This is a genomic window from Thermobispora bispora DSM 43833 (assembly GCF_000092645.1).
Classification (GTDB): domain Bacteria; phylum Actinomycetota; class Actinomycetes; order Streptosporangiales; family Streptosporangiaceae; genus Thermobispora; species Thermobispora bispora.
Map to the genome: position 1 here is coordinate 3114247 of NC_014165.1, position 18608 is coordinate 3132854.

The window sequence follows — 18608 nt, forward strand, 5'->3', positions numbered from 1 at the left end:
GTTGCGCCGTGCTGAGACCGTCAGTCGAGCGGCGGGTAGGCGTTCCGCATCAGCTCCTGGAACTGAGCGGAGAACCAGTGACCGGAGATCGGCGCGTTCGGGAGGGCACCGGTCTTGTTGTAACCGTTCAGCGAGTTGCCCTCGTAGGTCGGGTCGCACATCCGGTCGAAGCTCTTGCCCTCGTCGTTCGGGATCTCCTCGCTGGCGCCGTCCGACTCACCCGGCGGCTTGACCCAGACGTAGGCGTCGATTCCCGGAGCGGGGTTGGCGCGCGGCCGCTCGCCGAGGCCGGCACCGGCCTGGTTGCACCAGTTGCCGGCGTGGATCCGGCGGTCGATCCGCGACTCGTCGACGAACTTGTTCACGTCGGTGGCGCTGCTGGGCCCGGTCGGCCGGTCGGGGCCACCCCACCCGTTACGGGAGGTGTCGATCAGCATGCCGATCGTGTTCCGGAAGCCCTTGGCGATCAGGGCGTTCCGCAGCGCCTGCGCGAAGGACTGCTCGTCGACGTACTGGTTCCAGTCCACCCACTTGGACTGCCGCACCGTCACGCCGTTGACGGTCGTGTTGATGTTGAAGTAGGGCTCCACCGTGGCGGAGTAGTTCGCCGTGTTCACGATGAAGCCGTCCACGCCGTCCACGCCGTACTGGGTGCCGGCGATCGTGGAGTAGAAGAGGTCGACGGCCGGGCCGAAGTTGGTGTCCCAACCAAGCCAGCCGTGGTGGGCGGCGTCAACGTAGATGTAGACGTTCGGGATCGCACGCAGCTTGTTGATCGCGTACTGAACACCCTGAACGTACGCCCCCGACTGCTGCGCCTCCCGGCACTTCTCGTGGCTGTTGACGTTGGTGATCAGGTTCGGCAGCGAGTCGGGCTCGAGGATCGCGACGATCCGAAGGTTGCGGTACTTCGGATCGGACATGATCTCCGCGATCGGATCGATGTACTCGGACTTGTACCGGTTGAGACCGTTCTCCGAGATCAGCAGCTCACCGTTGGAGGCGAGCGCGGAGCAGTCGCGGTTCGGCAGGTTGTAGATGACGACCTGGATCGTCAGCGGCTTGGAGCCGTTCGCCTCGTCCTGCTCGACGGCCTCGTTCAGGTGCTCGCGGAGCCCCATCTTGCCCGCGCCCTCGATCGCCGCGATCCGGTCCAGCCAGACCGCGGTCGAGGTGTTGGCGACCCGCGAGCCACCCGGCTCGGACAGGGCGTTCGCCCGCCACTCGGGGTTCACGTACCCGTCGGCACCCTCGTAGGGGTTGTCAACGCGGCCGCCAGGCGGCGGGGAGACCGGCGGGGACACCGACGGCGACGGCGAAGGCGACACCGAAGGCGACGGCGACACCGAAGGCGACGGCGAGACCGACGGCGACGGCGACACCGGCGGGGTGACCGGAGGCGTCACCGGCGGACTGGACGGCGTGCCGTTGCAGGCGACACCGTTGATCTTGAAGTCGGTCGGCGTCGGGTTGCTCCCGCTCCAGGAACCGTTGAAGCCGATGTTCACCGACCCGCCGCTCGGCACCGACCGGTTCCAGTCGAGCGAGGTGGCGGTCACCGACTGGCCCTGCTGCGACCAGTTCGCCGACCAGCCGTAGTCGACCCGCTGACCGCTGTCGGGGAAGGTGAACGTGAGGGTCCACCCGTTCAGCGCGTCACCCAGATTCTGGATGGTGAGGTTGACCGACATGCCGCCCGGCCACTGGTTCTGCTCGTACGTGACCTTGCACGCGATCGCAGCGTTCGCCGTGGTGGCCGTGGCGACGGCCATCGTGGAGCCAAGCGCCAGCCCGGCGGCCGCGATCGCGATGCGGCTTGCCAGGGAGCGTTTGGCTCCGGAAAGGCTGAGTCGCATGTGCTGCGTCCTCCTGGGGGTTCGCACGGGAGATTGGGAGCGCTCCCACAGGGGACAATAGGCATCGCCGTACCGCGCGTACAGACGCGCCGGGAATCGGCGGCCCGCGTCCCGGCGCGAACCCCTCCGAACTGCGCATCCGTGGCGGTGCGCCCGAAAAACCCCTGCGCACCGACGTGAAATTTTCAGCCTGCCGACCGGCGATGCGGTCACCGCCCGCCGGTCGATGGAGCGGGCGCCCCCGGCGTCAGAACGTGCTGAGCCTCGCCGTGGTGTAGGGGGACAGGCGGGCCCCGACCACGTGCGAGAAGTTGATGACGTAGCGGAAGGTGTCCGGCTCGCCCGGGTGCGAGACCTCCAGGGTGACCACGCTCCCCCGCTCCATCCAGGTGAGCAGCTGCTCGGTGGAGGGCGGAGTCCCATGGAGGCGCAAGATCAGCTCCTTCTCCTTGCCGACGCTCAGCAGGTAGAGCAGCGCGGCGGGTTCGTTCTGGGACATGCCTCCTCCTCAGCCGGCCTCGGCTCGAGCCGCGCGCCATCCGGCCGTTCGCGTGCTCGCCGGGCGGGGCGAGTCGCCAGGCGGCGGGCCATGGACGGTCCTCACCCGGCCCGGTCCCGCGCCCGGACGGCGCGGCATCCGGGACCCTTCCCGCTCACACGCGGGCGGAAGCGCCGCGGAGGCTCCGCCAGGCGGAAACGTCGCGAAGGCTCCCCAGGCGGAAGCGCCGCGTGGGCTCCCCAGGTGATCCACGGCGTCGCCGGGCTCAGGATTCGATCGACGGCTCATTACCGGTCCTGGGCGACCCGCTGCACCTATCGCGACCTTCCCTCCCATTTCTCCTGGGTAGGACGACTACCGGCCGTTCCGCACGGTCCCGCCGTGTGCGACGGCCCGCATCATGCTGACCGCCCGTTTCTACGCCGATCGCTGTGGGAGAAGGCTCCGTGACCCGGCAATCGTTCGCATGGGCCCCGGCGCGGGGACAGGCCGTGCTGCGGGCCCTGGAGTCCGCCGCCCGGGTGCTCACCACCCCGTTCCTGCCCGAGGACTACCTGGAGCTCTTCGACCCGCTGTGGTCGCTGGAGGAGCCGCGCGGCCGGATCGAGGCGGTGATCCCGGAGACCGCGGACGCGGCGACCCTCGTGATCCGGCCGAGCCGGGGGTGGCGGCCCCACCGCCCGGGACAGTGGGTGCGGATCGGGGTCGAGATCCGGGGCAAGTACCACTGGCGTACCTTCTCGATCTCGTCACCTCCGGAGCGGGCCGACGGCCGTATCACGATCACGGTCAAGGCGATCGCCGGCGGTCTGGTCTCGAACCACCTCGTCCGGCGCGCCGCCCCGGGGACGATCGTCAGGCTCAGCCGGCCGGAGGGCGAGTTCGTCCTCCCGGATCCGCTCCCGCCGCGCCTGCTCTTCCTCACCGCGGGCAGCGGCATCACCCCGGTGATGGCGATGCTGAGCAGCCTGTTCGCCCGGAGCACCGTGGACGGCGGCCCCACCGGGCCCGATGTGGTCCTCGTGCATTCGGCGCCCACCCGGGAGAACGTGATCTTCGGTGAGCGGCTGAGAAGGCTCGCCGGCCGATCCCCCGGGCTCCGGCTCGTCGAGCGGCACACCCGGGTCGAGGGCCGGCTCTCCCCCAGGGACCTGGCCGGCATCTGCCCGGACTGGACGGAACGCGACGTCTGGGCCTGCGGGCCGCCGGCGATGCTCGACGAGCTCGCGGCGTACTGGCCCGGGCCCGCGGATCGGCTGCACATGGAGCGGTTCCGCCTCGCGGTCGCACCGGTCACCGGCGCGGGCGGGACGGTCCGCTTCACCGCGAGCGGCCGCGAGGCGACGGCCGACGGCCGGACACCACTGCTCGCCGTGGGCGAGGCGGCCGGGGTGCTGATGCCGAGCGGGTGCCGCATGGGCATCTGTCACGGCTGTGTGGTGCGGCTCCGCTCCGGCCGGGTGCTCGACCTGCGCACCGGCGTGGTCCACGGCGAGGAGGGCGACCTCATCCAGACCTGTGTGTCGGCCGCCGCGGGCCCCGTCGAAAATCGAGATCTGAAAGGGAGCGCACCCATGCCTGCCGTACCGGAACTGACCCCCGAGGAGCTGGAAGAGTTCGGCCGGGAGCTGGACCGGATCCGCACGGAGGTGATGACGAGCCTCGGCGAGGAGGACGCCCGGTACATCCGGGGCCTCGTCGCCACGCGGCGCGGGCTGGAGGTCGCCGGCCGGGCGCTGCTGTTCGCCTCCTGGCTGCCGCCCGCGTGGCTCGCCGGGACCGCCGCCCTCGCCACGGCGAAGATCCTCGACAACATGGAGATCGGCCACAACGTCCTGCACGGCCAGTGGGACTGGATGGGCGATCCGAAGATCCACTCCACGACCTGGGAGTGGGACATCGTGGTCCCCGCCGACCAGTGGAAGCACTTCCACAACCTCGTCCACCACACCTGGACGAACGTGTTCGGCAAGGACCGGGACATCGGGTTCTCCGCGATCCGGATCACCCCGGAGCAGCCCTGGCATCCGATCTTCCTGGCGCAGCCGCTCTACACCGCGCTGCTCGCGCTGTTCTTCGAGTACGGCGTCGCCATCTACGACGCCGAGCTCGAGCGCGTGCCCTCCGGGAGGATGGACCTGAAGGAGGCCCTGCGCCGGCTCCGGGGCGTCGCGCGCAAGGCGCGACGGCAGATCGTGAAGGACTACGTGGCCTTCCCGCTGCTCGCCGGCCCGGCCTTCCTGCCGGTGCTGCTCGGCAACCTCACCGCGAACATGATCCGCAACGTCTGGGCCCACACGATCATCTTCTGCGGCCATTTCCCGGACGGCGCCGTCTTCTTCACCGAGGAGCAGATCGAGAACGAGACCCGGGGTGAGTGGTACCTCCGCCAGATCCTCGGCTCGTGCAACATCAAGGGCGGCCGGCTCTTCCACATCATGACCGGCAATCTCAGCCACCAGATCGAGCACCATCTCTTCCCCGACATGCCGAGCAACCGCTACGCCCAGATCGCGCCCCGGGTCCGCGCGCTCTGTGCGCGGTTCGGCGTGCCGTACCACACCGGCTCCCTCCTCCGGCAGGCGGGCTCGGTGTGGAAGAACATCCTGCGGCTGGCGTTCCCCAGCCCGGCGGGCCGGCCGGAGCGGGCCACCGAGCCGGCGGCCCCGGAGACCGCGCCCGCCGCGGAGGGAGGGGCCGTCCACGGCCGGTACCAGGCGGTCGCCTAAGGTTGGTCACGGGTGCCCTCACGCGGGTGGCAGGACCCGGATGGATAGCATCCGGGAAGTCTGAAATATCGCGATTGGGGATCGTCATGACCGTCAAAGTGACCGTCACCGGCGCGGCCGGACAGATCGGGTACGCGCTGCTCTTCCGCATCGCCTCGGGCCAGCTCCTCGGCCCCGACGTACCGGTGAGGCTCAGCCTGCTGGAGATCACCCCCGCGCTGAAGGCGGCCGAGGGAACCGCGATGGAGCTCGACGACTGCGCGTTCCCGCTGCTCCGCGGGGTGGACATCACCGACGACCCCGTCAAGGCGTTCGATGGGGCGAACGTCGCCCTCCTCGTGGGCGCCCGCCCCCGCACCGCCGGGATGGAGCGCAAGGACCTGCTCGAGGCGAACGGCGGCATCTTCGGGCCGCAGGGCAAGGCGATCAACGACCACGCGGCCGACGACATCCGCGTGCTGGTCGTGGGCAACCCGGCCAACACGAACGCCCTCATCGCCAAGGCCCACGCCCCCGACGTCCCGGCCGACCGCTTCACCGCGATGACGCGGCTCGACCACAACCGCGCGATCTCCCAGCTCGCGCAGAAGCTGAACGTCCCGGTGACGGACATCAAGAAGATGACGATCTGGGGCAACCACTCCACCACCCAGTACCCGGACCTCTTCCACACCGAGGTGGGGGGCAAGATCGCCGCCGAGCTGGTCGAGGAGGAGTGGCTGCGCGACACCTTCATCCCGACCGTGGCCAAGCGCGGCGCCGCGATCATCGAGGCGCGCGGCGCGTCCTCGGCCGCCTCCGCGGCGAACGCCGCGCTCAACCACGTCTACGACTGGGTGAACGGCACCCCCGAGGGCGACTGGGTCTCGGTGGCGCTCCCCTCCGACGGCTCCTACGGCGTGCCCGAGGGCCTCGTCTGCTCGTTCCCCGCGGTGTCGCGGAACGGCCGCTGGGAGATCGTCCAGGGCCTGGAGATCAACGAGTTCTCCCGGGAGCGCATCGACGCCTCGGTCCGGGAGCTGATCGAGGAGCGCGACGCGGTCAAGGCGCTCGGCCTCATCTGAGCCGTCCCTCCTGCGGCCGCCCGGCGCCCGTGACGTACGCCGGCCGTACGGCGGGCGCCGCGCGGCCCTCCGGGCAGGGGCGCTCCGCAAGCAGGACGCCCTCCCGGAAGCGCGAGACCCTCCGCAGCGCGAGGCGTCCGGAAACGCCCGGCCGGGCACACCCGCTCATCGGCGCCACCGTGGTGCGCCCCGAGAGGTCTTCGACGATCACGTCCATCAAGGGCGACCCGGACCAGAGCGGCCGAGATCCGACAACCCCGGCGCAGCCGCGGGCACCCCGATTCCGCGGTGCGGAGGCGCGGTCACGCCGGCGCGGACAGGTACCAGCGCGCGTACCCGTCCCCGCGGGTGAGCGAGTCGAGCCTGCGGGGCAGCTCCTGCCGGGAGAACGGGTCCCGGGCCGCGTTGCGGATGTGCACGCCCACCGCGTACATGTCCCGGACCTCCATCAGGGTGCTGAACCCCGGCCACAGCCGCAGGTCCGTGCCGTACGCGCTGGCGAACTCGTCGACCTCGGCGGCGGAGAGCCCGAACCGCCGGTGCCCGTGGTAGGTGTGCACGAGGTCCCACTCCCGCGGCCCGATCGCCACCCCGTCCCAATCGCACAGCACCACGTGGCCGTCCTGGCAGCGCAGCAGGTTGTCGATCCACGCGTCGCCGTGGAGCAGGACCGGGGCGCCGGTGGTCTCCAGGTCGCGCCAGCGGCAGGTGAGCTCCTCGATGCGGTCCTTGAGCCACGCGCGCTGGTCGGGGGTGAGCACCTCCGGACGGTGCTCGACCGCCTGCCGTACCTCGGCGAGCGGGTCGGTGAGCCGCCGCAGCGCGATCGGGGGCACCGGCTCGCGGTGGAGCAGGCGCAGCACCCGGCCGAGCTGCCGGGTGGTCGGCCGGCCGGACGCGGGCACGTACCGCCAGAAGGTGACCGCGTGCCCGTCCCACTCGATCGGCTGGTCCGTGATCTCGTCCGCCGGGCGGACCGTGGGGAAGCCCCGATCGGCGAGCCAGCGGGCCACGGCGAGCACCACCGGCAGCCGGGTGAGCGCGTCCGGCGAGGTGGAGATCCGGACCACCATGTCGCCGCGGAGCTTGAACACGGCGTTGCTGCGCAGCCGGAGCAGCTCCGCCCCGTCCGCGTCGAGCCCGACGTGCTTGCAGACGTCCCGCAGGATGGTGAACGCCTCATCCGCGAGGGTGGGCTGCGTCGGCGTCGTCACCGGCCGGCCCCCGGGGCGGCTGCCATCACGAACGGAGACGCGGACTCGGCGAGCATCCGCCGGAGCTCCTGCACCGCGGGGTGATCCGGGTCCGTGCCGTCGAGCAGGCCCTTGGCCCGGCTCACCACGATCGAGGTGCGGTGCTCGGCCGGCACCAGCCGCAGCGCGTCGGCGGCCATCCGGCACGCCTCCTCCCGGTTCCCCTGGCGGGCGACGTGTGCGGCCTGATCGAGCATGATCAGGGCGGGGTCGATCGTCTGGAAGCCCGGGGAGGACTGCCCGTCGATCCCGTTGATCGCGTCGGTCTCCCCCAGCTCGATCAGCGTGCCGGTCCGGTAGAACTTCATCCGCTTCTCCGTGAAGACGAAGGCCAGGTCGTCCTGGTTGGCGCCGCGCATCCGGGCGAAGATCCGCTCCGCGTCGGCCAGCGCGGCCTTGGCCGCCTCGGTCTCCCCCAGGCGCGCCAGGGCGCGCGCCTCGGCCGCCGCGGCGAGGGCCGCCGGTGAGCTCGGCGCCGGGCCGGCCAGGGACCTGGCCTCGCGGGCGAGCCTGACCGTCTCGCCGGGGTCGCCGTAGTAGTAGAGGAGCATGGTCTGCTGGGCCCGGACCAGCGCGCGCAGCCGCAGGTCGCCCACGTCGTCGGCGGCCGCGCGCGCCGTGCCGTACCAGGCGTGCGCCTGGTGGGTGTCGCCCAGCTTCATCAGCGCGTCGGCGGCGAGCAGCGCGAGCATGGTGGTCGCGGTCAGCAGCCGGCGCTGGGCCGAGAACGGCTGCCGATCGGCGTTGAGCCGGTTGATCTCGGAGAGCTCGAGCATCACCCGGCAGAGCATCGGCATCGGCGGCGTGCTCATGTACTCCCGCCGGTACCGCAGCACCTGCTCATCGAGCCGGTCGAGCCGGTCCTCGCTCACCGTGCCGGTGGCGAGCGTGCGATCGAGCTCCTGCCGGGTGCTCTCGACGGCCGCGAAGAACCGGCCGTCGGGCACTCCGTCGAGCAGCGTCTGGTGGAAGAGCGCGCGCCGCTCCAGATCCTCCGAGCTCCAGGATCCCTGCTCCTGCCCCGGGCCGGGCGGGACGATCCGCAGGCCCGCGTCGTCGTCCTCGCAGTAGTCGGCGGCGAGGCCGAGCCGGATCGCGTTCGCCTTGTAGAGCCGGGCGAGCAGGTCGATGGTCTGCGGCCGGGGGCGCGCCCGGTTGTTCTCCCACGCGTTGAGCAGATCGATGTTCGCCCGCGGCAGGCCGAGGCCCTGCCGCTGGCACATGCTCTCCAGCTCCTCGATCGCCTGCCGCGCCGACCAGCCGCGCGCGAGCCGATGCGCCTTGAGCAGGCTCACCCCGCAGCATCCGTGGATCGCCTGGGCGGTCTGCCACAGGGTCCACCCCCGGGTCTCCGCCTCCTGACGCCATCGTCGAGCACATGACGGGGGGTGCTCTCCACGGGCCATCTCCCTTGACCTCCACCGTGGAGTTCCGGCTGCGGGAATGGTTCCCGCGGGTCGATCACCTCACGCCCCCATCATGGAACCGTTATGCGTCCGTGCCCAGCGGCATTCGCGGCAGTTCCGCGGAATATCTACGAAACTCTGGGTTTACCAACGGATCGCGGCCGGGCGGTCCGTTGCCCCGGGGATTCCCCGAGGTCCACCCTTGCCTGGTGAGTCTCATCGTCCCCCTGGGAGTCCTCTCGGAGGCCCACGATGACAGCGGATCGCGATCCGGCGATTGAGCATCTGGAACGGCTCGCGGCTCAGCTCGAGGCTCATGCCTTCCAGGTGCGCCTGTCGGCACCTGAGGATGGTTCTCCGACTCTGCGCGTCATCAACCCGATGGAGCCGTCGATGGCCGAGGACGTGCTCGCGTCCGATATGAACGACGGTGAGTGGTGGTATTGGCTTTCCTGGGGCGGCCGCATCGGCCACGCCTCCGACGTCGTCACCGCCGCCGAGCGCATCGCGAGCGTCCTGTACGTGACGCGCCGGTGAGCGGCGCGGGATCCGCTCCCGGCAGCACCCGGCCCCGCCGGACCAGGCCGGATGAGACCGGATGAGCACGGCGGAGCCCACCCACACCCCGGCCCCGGGCGGCCTGTCCCGGCCGTCCCCCGCACCACCCGGGACGGGCCGCCCGCCGCCGGACGTCCCCGGTACCGCGCGCGAACGCGGCTTCCGGAACACCGTCCGGCACGATGCGCTTCCCGGCGCGCGCCGGTCGACAGCCGGCCGATCATCCTCCTACGCTGAGGGGGGTGGGTCTACGCCTTTATGACACATTCCACCGAGCCGTACGAGAATTCTCACCGCGCATTCCCGGCCGGGTGTCGATTTATCTCTGCGGCCCGACGGTCGTGACCCCGCCGCACGCCGGGCAGATGAGGTCGCAGATCGACTTCGATATTCTGCAGCGCTGGCTCAAATTCCGCGGATATGACGTCCTGCTGTGCCGTAACGTCACCGACGTCGAGGACAAGATAATCGGCAGGTCGATTTCCGAGGGCACGCCGTGGTGGCGGATAACCGATTCCGTCTACCGGATGTTCGACCGCGCCTTCGCGGACCTCGGCTGCCTGCCGCCCAGCGTGGAGCCCCGCGCCACCGGGCACATCCCCGAGATGATCGAGATGATCGAGGAGCTCCTCGCCCGCGGTCACGCCTACGAGCACGACGGCGACGTCTACTTCTCGGTCGCGTCCTATCCGCGGTACGGCGCGCTCTCCGGCCAGCGGATGGAGCGCCTGCGGGTCACCGAGCGGCCCGCGCGGGGGAAGCGCGACCCCCGCGACTTCACCCTGTGGAAGCGCGTCGACCTGGGCGAACCGGTCTGGGACTCGCCCTGGGGCAAGGGCCGGCCCGGCTGGCACCTGGAGTGCTCGGCCATGGCCCGCCGGTATCTGGGCCCGGCGTTCGACATCCACGGCGGCGGATCGAACCTGATCTTCCCGCACCACGAGAACGAGCTGGCCCAGTCCCGGGCCCTGGGCGACGAGTTCGCGCGCTTCTGGGTGCACAACGGCCAGGTGACCTACGGCGGGGAGAAGATCCGCAAGCGCCTCGGGGATCCGTTCGCCGTCCCGGCCCTGCTCGGCCGGGTCCGCCCGGTGGAGCTCCGCTACTACCTCGCCGCGGCCCACTACCGCTCCCGTCTGGAGTTCTCCCTGGCCGCCCTGGAGGAGGCGGCGGCCGCCTACCGGCGGATCGAGCGGTTCGTGCTCCGGGTGGGCGCGGACCGCAGCCCGGTGCTCCCCCACCGGTTCGCGGAGGCCATGGACGACGACCTGAACGTGCCGCGCGCGCTCTCCCTCGTCCACGCGGCGGTGGCGGAGGGGAACGCCGCCCTGGTCACCCGCGATCACGTGGCCGCGGCCCGGATCTGCGGGTCGGTACGGGCGATGCTCGACGTGCTCGGCCTCGACCCGCTGAGCGAGCACTGGGCGGGCGGAGAGCCGCTGGAGGAGATCGCGGCGGCCGTGCTGCGGCTGGTCCGCGAGCTCGCGGCGGAGAGCGCGGATCGCGGGGACCACGAGACCGCCCGGGCCCTGGAGCGCCGGATCGAGCTGGCCCTGGCGGGCGGGCCGGCGCTCCGGCAGCCGGCGCTCGTCACCTGACCGGGGCGGCACCGGAGGGCCTCGTTCGCGTTCCGTGACCTTTCCGACAGCGACGGTTTATATGGAGAGGGTGAAGCAGGCCGTTTCTTGGGAATGTTGTGGTCACGGCGGAACGAAGGAGGTCCACGTGAGAAGGATCCGGATCGTGCGGCGGCCGCGACCGCAGCGGCAGCCCGAGCCCCTCGACCTGCGCACCCCGTCCGGCCGCATCCTGCCGTACTGATCCGGTGCCCGTCCGGCCGGATCGCCCCTGCGTGATCCGGTGCCCGGCCGTACGGCGCCGCGGGAGGGTCAGCGGCGGGCGAGCTCGTAGCAGCGGTCGAACCCCTCGAGCACGGCCGGCCAGGAGCACGCGACCGGCTCCACCTCCCGGTTGTGCTCGGCGATGGAGCGCCGCAGGTTCGCGTCCCGGACGAGCAGGGCGATCGCCGACGCCAGCTCGTCGAAGGTGCGGCCGAGCAGGCCCTCCTTCCCCGGACGGACGAAGTCGGCGACCCCGCTCTGGGCGCGGGCCACCACCGGGACCCCGGCCGCCCGGGCCTCCAGCGCGGCCAGGCCGAACGACTCGCGCGGGGCGGGGGCCACGAACACGTCCGCGGAGGCGAGCAGCTCCTTGATCCGCTCCCGGTCGAACCTGCCCGGGAGCGAGATCCAGTCGAGCCGGCCGGACCTCAGGTACCGCTCCATCCGCCCCCGCGCCGGGCCGTCGCCCACGATCGTCGCGCGCATCGCGATCTCCGGGGGGACCTTGCCGCGCGCCGACTCCAGCAGCTTGAGCAGCCGCATCGGCTGCTTGCGCGGGGCCAGCCGGCCCACGGCGACGATGTGCACCGGCCGGCCGGCCTCATCCTCCGTGGGCTCCGCCGGGCGGGCGGGCCGCCACGCCTGCACGTCGAGCCCGTTCGACACCACGCGCACCGGGACGCCCGGGCCGCAGACCGCGCGGATCGGGCGCGCGGCCGCCTCGCTCACCGCGGTCACCACGAGCCCCCACCGCCGCCAGCCGAAGGCCGCCTGCAGCGCCCGGTAAACGCCCCGGGTCACCGGATCCCACATGCTGTGCACGGTGACCACGGCCGGCAGCCGGGCCAGCATCGCCGCCCGCACCCCCATCCAGGCGAACGGCGACACCGCCCCGGTGTGCACGTGCACCACGTCCGGCGCCCGGTCGGCCATGAGCCGCAGCAGGCGGGAGGTTCCCCGGGGGTGCACGGGCAGCTCGAACGGCAGCCCGGCTACGATCCGGTGCACGCCCGGCGCGGCCTCGCCCGGGGTCGCGGTGACCACCTCGACCTCGTGGCCCGCCTCGCGCTGGACCCGGACGAGGTCGGCGACCTGCACTTCGATACCGCCCAGCCTGGGCAGATAGCAGTCGCTCACGTGAAGGATCCGCACCGGGCCAGACTGGCAGAGCGCGGGACGTCCATCAAACCCCGCGCGGTATTCGAAGGCCGGCGCCGCCCGCCCGAACCGTCATGGGATCATGTGCGCCGGACCACAACGATGCGTTGGTGGAGGACGATGACGACCTTCCGCGGAGCGATATGAGCACTGCGGTGTTCTTCCACGCCCATCCGGATGACGAGGCGCTGCTCACGGCCGGGACCATGGCGATGCTCGCCGCCCAGGGGCACCGGGTCGTGCTCGTGGTCGCGACCGCCGGGGAGCGCGGGCTCGCCGATCTCCCGCAGGGCGAGGAGCTGGGCCAGGTCCGGATGCGGGAGCTGCACAAGTCCGCCGCCGTGCTGGGGTGCGCCCGGGTGGTGCTGCTCGGCTACGCGGACTCCGGCCTGGGGCTGGACGGCGGCGTCGCCGAGGACCGGCCGGAGAACGCGTTCATGGACGCCGACGTCGAGGAGGCGGCCCAGCGGCTCGCCACGGTCCTGAAGGAGGAGTCGGCCGAGCTGCTGACGATCTATGACCCCGCCGGCGGGTACGGCCACCCGGACCACGTGCAGGTGTACCGGGTGGGCACCCGGGCGGCCGAGATCGCCGGCACGCCGATCGTCCTGGAGGCGACGGTCAACCGCGATCTGCTCCTGGCCGGCCTGCGGGTGGCCTCCCGGTTCTACCCGTCCCTCGACATCCGGAGCTTCGAGAGCGCCTACACCCCGGCGGAGGCGATCACGCACCGGGTCAACGTGCGCAGGTACGCCAAGGCGAAGCGGGCGGCGATGGCCGCGCACGCCACGCAGACGACCGGTGGGGACGGCGCGCGCACCCTTGGCGCGTTCCTCCGGATCCCCGGCCCGCTCTTCCGGTTCGTCTTCGGCACCGAGTGGTACGTACGCCGTGACCTGCCGCCGGGGACCCGGCTGAAACACCCCTTCGACGATCCGAAGGGGGTGGGATCCTCCGCGTAGCCTTGCGGGATCCTCCGCGTTGGGGAGCGGGGGTCCTCCGCCGAGTGGAGCGGGGATCCTTCGCGGTGCGGATCCCGTGACCTGCGGGGCCGGGCAGACTGGGTAGGACGGCACCGGCGACGACGGGGGGACATCGTGGTGAAGAGCAGGTGGGCCAGGGTCGCGCTCTCCGCGATGTCCTTCTCGCTCGCCGTCGCCCTCGTGGTCTACCTGCCGCAGATCCTGCACGTGTTCACCGGTGCCACGGTGCACTGGCACGAGATCATCGCCGAGTTCCGCCGGCTCGATCCGCCGATGATCGCACTGATGGCGGTGCTCTGGCTCGCCAGCCTCTGGGCGTACACGTTCGTGATGACCGGGTCGCTCCCCGGGCTCACCCACACCCAGGCGCTGATGATGAACGCGGCGGGGAGCGCGATCAGCAACCTGCTGCCGTTCGGCGGCGCCGCGGGGGTGGCGGTGACGTTCGGCATGGCGCGGAGCTGGGGGTTCGGCGCCGGCGCCTTCGCCGTCTACACCCTGGTCTCGGGGATCTGGAATTCGCTGTTCCGGTTCATCCTCCCCGCGGTGGGGATCGTGTGCCTGCTGGTCGCCGGCAAGACGACCGATCCGGCCGTGGTGACGGCCGGGTGGACCGGCGCGATCTCCCTCCTCGTGCTCGTCGCGGCCGTGGCGGCCGCGCTCTACTCGACCCGGGCCGCCGGCCTGCTCGGCCGCTGGCTCGACGCCCTGCTCCGGCTCCTGCCGCGGCGGATCCGCCCGGCCGACGGCGCGGCGTCGGCGAGGCTCGCCCGGCTCCGCCGGGACACCGCCGAGATCATCCACAAGAACTGGGCGGAGCTGAGCGCGGGCATGATCGGCTTCCTGGGGCTGCAGTGCCTGATCATGTGGTGCTGCCTGGCCGCCACCGGCACCTACCCCGGCCTGGCCGAGACCATCGCGGTCTTCGCGCTCAGCCGGGTGCTCACCACCGCGCTCGTCACCCCGAGCGGTGCGGGGATCATGGAGAGCGGCGTGGCCGCCCTGCTGGTCGGCGCGTTCGGCCAGCCGGCGAGCGGGGCCACGGCCGCCGCCATCCTGTTCGGCTTCTGGACGTACACCATCGAGATCCCGTGGGGCGGGCTGGCGCTCGGCGGGTGGGCGCTGCTGCGCGGCCGCCGGCCGGGGAACGCCTCCCCCGCGCTCTCCGAGCACGCCCGGCTGCCCTGACCCGGGGCACGCCGGGATCCGCGCTCCGGACCGCCCCATGCCCCGCCCGGCTCCACGCCCGGATGGCCCGCCCGCCCCGGTGCCTCGACCGGCCATGCTCGATCTGGCTCCGCGCCCGGGCCGCCCCATGCCCGATAACGGCTCCGCGCCCGGGCCGGCCCGGCGCCCCGCCCGGCGGCGCTGGGACCGGTTCCGGTGCGTCCCGGCGGGGCTCCCGGCCGGCCAAGGCGCGGGTCGCCTCCACCGCTCCGGCCGCACCCTCGGCGCCCGACCTGGGGCCCGTAATCCGGCCGGCCGCCGACCAGAGCGGGCTGTCCCGCAGGTAATAGGGCCCTTCTGGGAGAACTGCTTGTGCCGCCATACGGACGCGCATACCGTTGCGGCTGACATGGAGCTGCGAGCGGCGACCGGCGGCCGGAGTGAGCGAGCGATCGGCGAGGTGCGCTTCCGGGTTCTCGGGCCGGTGGGTGCCCAGGCCGGCACCATCGAACTCGATCTCGGCGGGCTGCGCCAGCGTGCCGTGCTCGCCCGCCTGCTCGTGGCCCGGGGCAAGGTCGTCCCCGTCCGCACCCTGCTCTTCGATCTGTGGGACGACGACGCGGCGCGGAACGCGCTCTCCAGCCTGCAGGTGTACGTCTCCCGGCTGCGCCGGGTGCTCGAGCCGGACCGGCCGCGCGGCGGCCCCAACCGGCTGCTCGTGACGGTCGCCTCCGGGTACGCCCTGCGCGCCGCACCGGATCAGGTGGACGCGCTGCGCTTCGAGGACGCCGTCCGCACCGCCGGGGAGCGGCTCGCCGAGCGCCCGCAGGCGGCGCGGGCCGCGCTCGAATCCGCGCTCGCCTCATGGCGGGGCACGCCGTACGCGGACTTCGCCGAGGAGCCGTGGGCCGAGGCGGAGGTGGCCCGGCTCAACGAGCTGCACCTGATCGCCCGGGAGCGGTACGCGGACGCCGGGCTGCGGCTGGGCCTGCACGCCGAGACCGTGCCGGACCTGGAGGCGCTCACCGCCGAGCAGCCGCTCCGCGAGGAGGGCTGGCGGCTGCTCGCGCTCGCCCTGTACCGGTGCGGGCGGCAGGGGGATGCGCTCGCCGCGCTCCGCCGGGCGCGCGCGATCCTCGCCGAGGAGCTGGGCATCGACCCCGGGCCCGCGCTGCGCAAGCTGGAGTCGGACATCCTCGCGCAGTCGCCGGAGCTCGACCTCGCCCCGCCCCGGCAGGTCGTGGAGCTCAGCCCCACCTGGCCGCCGAGCGAGGCCCGGCCGGCGGACGTGCCGCCCCTGGAGCCGGAGGTGTTCGTCGGCCGGGACGCCGAGCTGGCCGCGCTCACCGCCGCCGTCCCCCGGGTGCTCGCCGGCCGGTTCACCGTCGCCCTGGTCCACGGCGAGCCGGGGGTCGGCAAGACCACGCTGGTGCGGCGGCTCACCGAGCGGCTCGGCGGGATGGGGTGGGTGACCGCGACCGGGGCCTGCCCGGACGGCACCGCCAACCCGCCCGGCTGGGCGTGGGCCGAGGCGCTGCGGGCGCTCGTCGCGCAGCGCGGCGCGGGCGAGTACGCGACCGTGCTCGGCCCGCTGCTCGACGACACCGCGCCGGAGGCCGGGGACGACGAGGCGGCGGGCGGGTTCCGGCTGACCCGGGCGGTCGGCGGGTACCTGTCGGCCGTGGCCCGGGAGGCGCCGCTGCTGATCGTGGTGGAGGACCTCCACTGGGCCGACGACCAGACGCTGGCGCTATTGCGCGCCCTGCCGAGCCTGCTCGCGGCGAGCCGGGTGCTGCTCGTGACCACCTACCGGGACGGTGAGCTCACCGGCCCGCAGCAGGACGTGCTCGCGGCGCTCGCCCGGCTGGACCCGATCCGGGTCGGGCTCGACGGGCTCGACGCGGAGGCGGTCGCCGAGCTGGTCCGCGCGACGAGCGCGAGCGAGGTGGACGACGAGATCGTGGGCGCCATCGCGGAGCGCACCGGCGGCAACCCGTTCTTCGTGAAGGAGACGGTCCGCCTCTTCGAGGCCGAGGCCGACATCACCAAGGTGCCGTCCGGGGTGCGGGACGTGCTGCGGCGGCGGATCGCCCGGCTGCCGGAGCGGGCCCAGCAGGTGCTGCTGCAGGCCGCGGTGATCGGCCGGGACGTGGACGTGGACCTGCTGCTCGACGTCAACGGCGACGAGGAGGCGGTGGTCGAGGCGGTCGAGGCCGCGCTGCTCGCCGGCCTGGTCACCGAGCCCGGGCCCGGGCTGCTGCGGTTCGACCACGACCTGGTCCGGGAGACGATCTACTCCGACGCCTCCCTGCTGCGCCGGTCCCGGCTGCACGCCGCGGTCGCCGCCGTGATCGAGCGGCGGTCCCCGAACGACGTGGCCGCCCTCGCGCACCACTACGACGCGGCGGGCACCTCGGAGACGGCCGAGAAGGCGATGCGGTACTCGGCCCTCGCGGCCGAGCAGGCGGAGCGCCGGTTCGCGCACCGGGAGGCGGTCCGGCTCTGGCGGCAGGCGATCACCGCGTTCGACCGCGCCCACGGCGGCAAGGGGCCGGTGCGGGAGCGGCTCGAGCTGCAGCTCAGGCTGATCAAGGCGCTCGCGCTGAGCGGCGACATGGCCGCGGCGCGCGCCGAGCGGCGGGAGGCCATGGAGGCGGCGCTGCCGCTCGGCGACCTGGCGCTGACCGCCCGGATCACGGCCGCGCTCGCCGTGCCGTACAAGGGGTTCGCCCGGGACTTCACCCGGACCGCGTGGGAGATCGTCGACATCACCGAGCGGGCCCTGGTCGAGCTGCCGGCGGACGAGCGGTCGCTGCGGGCCAGCCTGCTCGCCACGCTCGCGCTCGAGCTGGAGGGGTCGGCCACCGAGCGCGGCTACCAGGCGTCGCTGGAGGCCGAGGAGCTCGCCCGGGCGAGCGGCGATCCGGCGCTGCTCGCGATGGCGCTCAGCGGCCGGCTGCGCCAGTCGTACACGCTGCCCCAGGTGGACGAGCGGGAGACGATCGGCCGGGAGCTGCTGCGGGTCGGCGCGGAGTCCGGGCAGGTGGCGGTCGAGGTGCTCGCCCACCTGGTGCTGCTGGAGTGCGCGGCCGCCCGGGGTGACTTCGCCACGGCCGACGAGCACCTGGCCCAGGCCGACCTGCTCGGGCGGCAGTACGACCTGCCCGCCCCCGCGGCCGTCGGCGCGTGGTACGCGGGCCAGCGGCTGATGATCGCCGGGGACTACGCCGCGGCGGAGCGGGCCTACCGGAACGCGGCGCGGCTGACCGCCAAGGCCGGCATGCTCGAGGGCCGCCAGGACCTGCCGCTGATCGCCACGTTCTGCCTGCACCTCGTGGCCGGCCGGGCCGCCGAGTTCGTCGAGCCGCTGAGCGAGGCGCACCGGCGCGGCGCCAAGTGGACCCCGGACCCGTACGCGCTGGCGCTCGCCTCCGCCGGGCACATGAAGGACGCCCAGGCGGTGGCCCGGTCCAAGGATCCGGTCCGCACCGACTTCCTCTACGAGCTCGCCCTCATCTGGCGCGGGCTCGCCGGCGTGCTGCTCGGCGACGCCGAGCGCGTCCGGGAGGCGTACGAGAGGCTCCGGCCATTCGACGACCGGATCGCCGGCGCGGGCACGGGGGTGGTGGCGCTCTGGCCGGTGGCGCAGACGCTCGGCGATCTCGCGGCCTGGCTCGGCCTGCCGGCGCGGGAGCACTACCGCAAGGCGCTCGCGGTCGCCGGGCGGGTGGGGGTGCCCCGGTGGGCGGAGGAGGCGCGGCGCGCCCTGGCGGGCCGCTGACCCGGGTACGGCGGCGGTCCGGCGGTCCGGCCGCCGGGGAGACCGTCCCGCCGGACCGCGCACCGGGTTCGCCAAGGCCCTGGGCCGCGAACCGATCGGCCGATCGCTCCCCTTCACGAACCGCTCCTGCGACCTTCGCGAACCACTCTTGGGATAGGGCGCGCCGCTTGCGGCGTGCTTAACGCGGGCTTGCCGAGCCGCGCAGGTGCCCGCGCCACCATTGACCGCCATCCGGGTCCGCTGACCCGGCGGCGGGCCAGGCCACGCCCGGCCACCTGCCGATGGCGTCACGGTCCGCGGCCGGCCGAGCGCA

General features: G+C 73.0%; 12 protein-coding genes. 7 read left to right on the forward strand and 5 right to left on the reverse strand.

Annotation, left to right across the window (positions count from 1 at the left end; translation table 11 throughout):
• Positions 1-20: 20 nt before the first annotated feature.
• Both TBIS_RS13170 and TBIS_RS13175 read right to left on the reverse strand, forming a co-directional pair.
• Positions 21-1856 (reverse strand): glycoside hydrolase family 6 protein, encoded by a 1836-nt coding sequence (locus TBIS_RS13170; protein ID WP_013132890.1) that lies wholly within the window; start codon positions 1854-1856, stop codon positions 21-23.
• A gap of 247 nt (positions 1857-2103) precedes the next feature.
• On the reverse strand, positions 2104-2355 hold the full coding sequence (locus tag TBIS_RS13175; RefSeq protein WP_013132891.1) for a hypothetical protein: 252 nt from the start codon (positions 2353-2355) through the stop codon (positions 2104-2106).
• 446 nt (positions 2356-2801) lie between these two features.
• On the opposite strand from TBIS_RS13175, the gene TBIS_RS19915 reads away from it, so the two are divergent.
• Both TBIS_RS19915 and TBIS_RS13185 read left to right on the forward strand, forming a co-directional pair.
• A complete protein-coding gene (locus tag TBIS_RS19915; RefSeq protein WP_013132892.1) occupies positions 2802-5084 on the forward strand; it encodes a fatty acid desaturase in 2283 nt (760 codons plus the stop codon).
• 86 nt (positions 5085-5170) lie between these two features.
• Positions 5171-6148 (forward strand): malate dehydrogenase, encoded by a 978-nt coding sequence (locus TBIS_RS13185; protein WP_013132893.1) that lies wholly within the window; start codon positions 5171-5173, stop codon positions 6146-6148.
• A 302-nt stretch (positions 6149-6450) separates the two neighbouring features.
• Here TBIS_RS13185 and TBIS_RS13195 read toward each other — a convergent pair whose 3' ends face one another.
• Positions 6451-7362: a phosphotransferase enzyme family protein gene (locus TBIS_RS13195; protein ID WP_013132895.1), complete on the reverse strand. Its 912-nt coding sequence runs from the start codon at positions 7360-7362 to the stop codon at positions 6451-6453.
• Positions 7359-8807: a helix-turn-helix domain-containing protein gene (locus TBIS_RS13200; RefSeq protein WP_013132896.1), complete on the reverse strand. Its 1449-nt coding sequence runs from the start codon at positions 8805-8807 to the stop codon at positions 7359-7361. The genes TBIS_RS13195 and TBIS_RS13200 overlap by 4 nt, the downstream gene beginning before the upstream one ends.
• 252 nt (positions 8808-9059) lie before the next feature.
• On the opposite strand from TBIS_RS13200, the gene TBIS_RS13205 reads away from it, so the two are divergent.
• Together TBIS_RS13205 and cysS are read left to right on the forward strand one after the other, a co-directional pair.
• The gene (locus TBIS_RS13205; RefSeq protein WP_013132897.1) at positions 9060-9344 is read left to right on the forward strand and encodes a hypothetical protein; all 285 of its coding nucleotides are present in this window, start codon (positions 9060-9062) and stop codon (positions 9342-9344) included.
• 263 nt (positions 9345-9607) lie between these two features.
• Positions 9608-10963: a cysteine--tRNA ligase gene (gene cysS / locus TBIS_RS13210; protein ID WP_013132898.1), complete on the forward strand. Its 1356-nt coding sequence runs from the start codon at positions 9608-9610 to the stop codon at positions 10961-10963.
• Positions 10964-11254: 291 nt separating this feature from the next.
• Here cysS and TBIS_RS13215 read toward each other — a convergent pair whose 3' ends face one another.
• Entirely contained in the window at positions 11255-12358 is a 1104-nt protein-coding gene (locus TBIS_RS13215; protein WP_013132900.1) for a glycosyltransferase family 4 protein, read from the reverse strand.
• Positions 12359-12507: 149 nt separating this feature from the next.
• Here TBIS_RS13215 and TBIS_RS13220 point away from each other — a divergent pair, with 149 nt between their 5' ends.
• The 3 genes from TBIS_RS13220 (at position 12508) to TBIS_RS13230 (ending at position 18295) form a co-directional block, all read left to right on the forward strand.
• Positions 12508-13326, forward strand: coding sequence for a PIG-L deacetylase family protein (locus TBIS_RS13220; RefSeq protein WP_013132901.1), 819 nt, complete (start codon positions 12508-12510; stop codon positions 13324-13326).
• A gap of 138 nt (positions 13327-13464) precedes the next feature.
• Positions 13465-14535, forward strand: coding sequence for a lysylphosphatidylglycerol synthase transmembrane domain-containing protein (locus tag TBIS_RS13225; RefSeq protein ID WP_013132902.1), 1071 nt, complete (start codon positions 13465-13467; stop codon positions 14533-14535).
• A gap of 388 nt (positions 14536-14923) precedes the next feature.
• Positions 14924-18295 (forward strand): ATP-binding protein, encoded by a 3372-nt coding sequence (locus TBIS_RS13230; protein WP_013132903.1) that lies wholly within the window; start codon positions 14924-14926, stop codon positions 18293-18295.
• Positions 18296-18608 lie beyond the last annotated feature (313 nt).

Excerpts from the sequence above, each read along its gene's own strand:
- TBIS_RS13170 (WP_013132890.1), bottom strand. The coding sequence starts at position 1,856 with ATGCGACTCAGCCTTTCCGGAGCCAAACGCTCCCTGGCAAGCCGCATC.
- TBIS_RS13175 (WP_013132891.1), bottom strand. The coding sequence starts at position 2,355 with ATGTCCCAGAACGAACCCGCCGCGCTGCTCTACCTGCTGAGCGTCGGC.
- TBIS_RS13185 (WP_013132893.1), top strand. The coding sequence starts at position 5,171 with ATGACCGTCAAAGTGACCGTCACCGGCGCGGCCGGACAGATCGGGTAC.
- TBIS_RS13200 (WP_013132896.1), bottom strand. The coding sequence starts at position 8,807 with ATGGCCCGTGGAGAGCACCCCCCGTCATGTGCTCGACGATGGCGTCAG.
- TBIS_RS13205 (WP_013132897.1), top strand. The coding sequence starts at position 9,060 with ATGACAGCGGATCGCGATCCGGCGATTGAGCATCTGGAACGGCTCGCG.
- TBIS_RS13220 (WP_013132901.1), top strand. The coding sequence starts at position 12,508 with ATGAGCACTGCGGTGTTCTTCCACGCCCATCCGGATGACGAGGCGCTG.
- TBIS_RS13230 (WP_013132903.1), top strand. The coding sequence starts at position 14,924 with ATGGAGCTGCGAGCGGCGACCGGCGGCCGGAGTGAGCGAGCGATCGGC.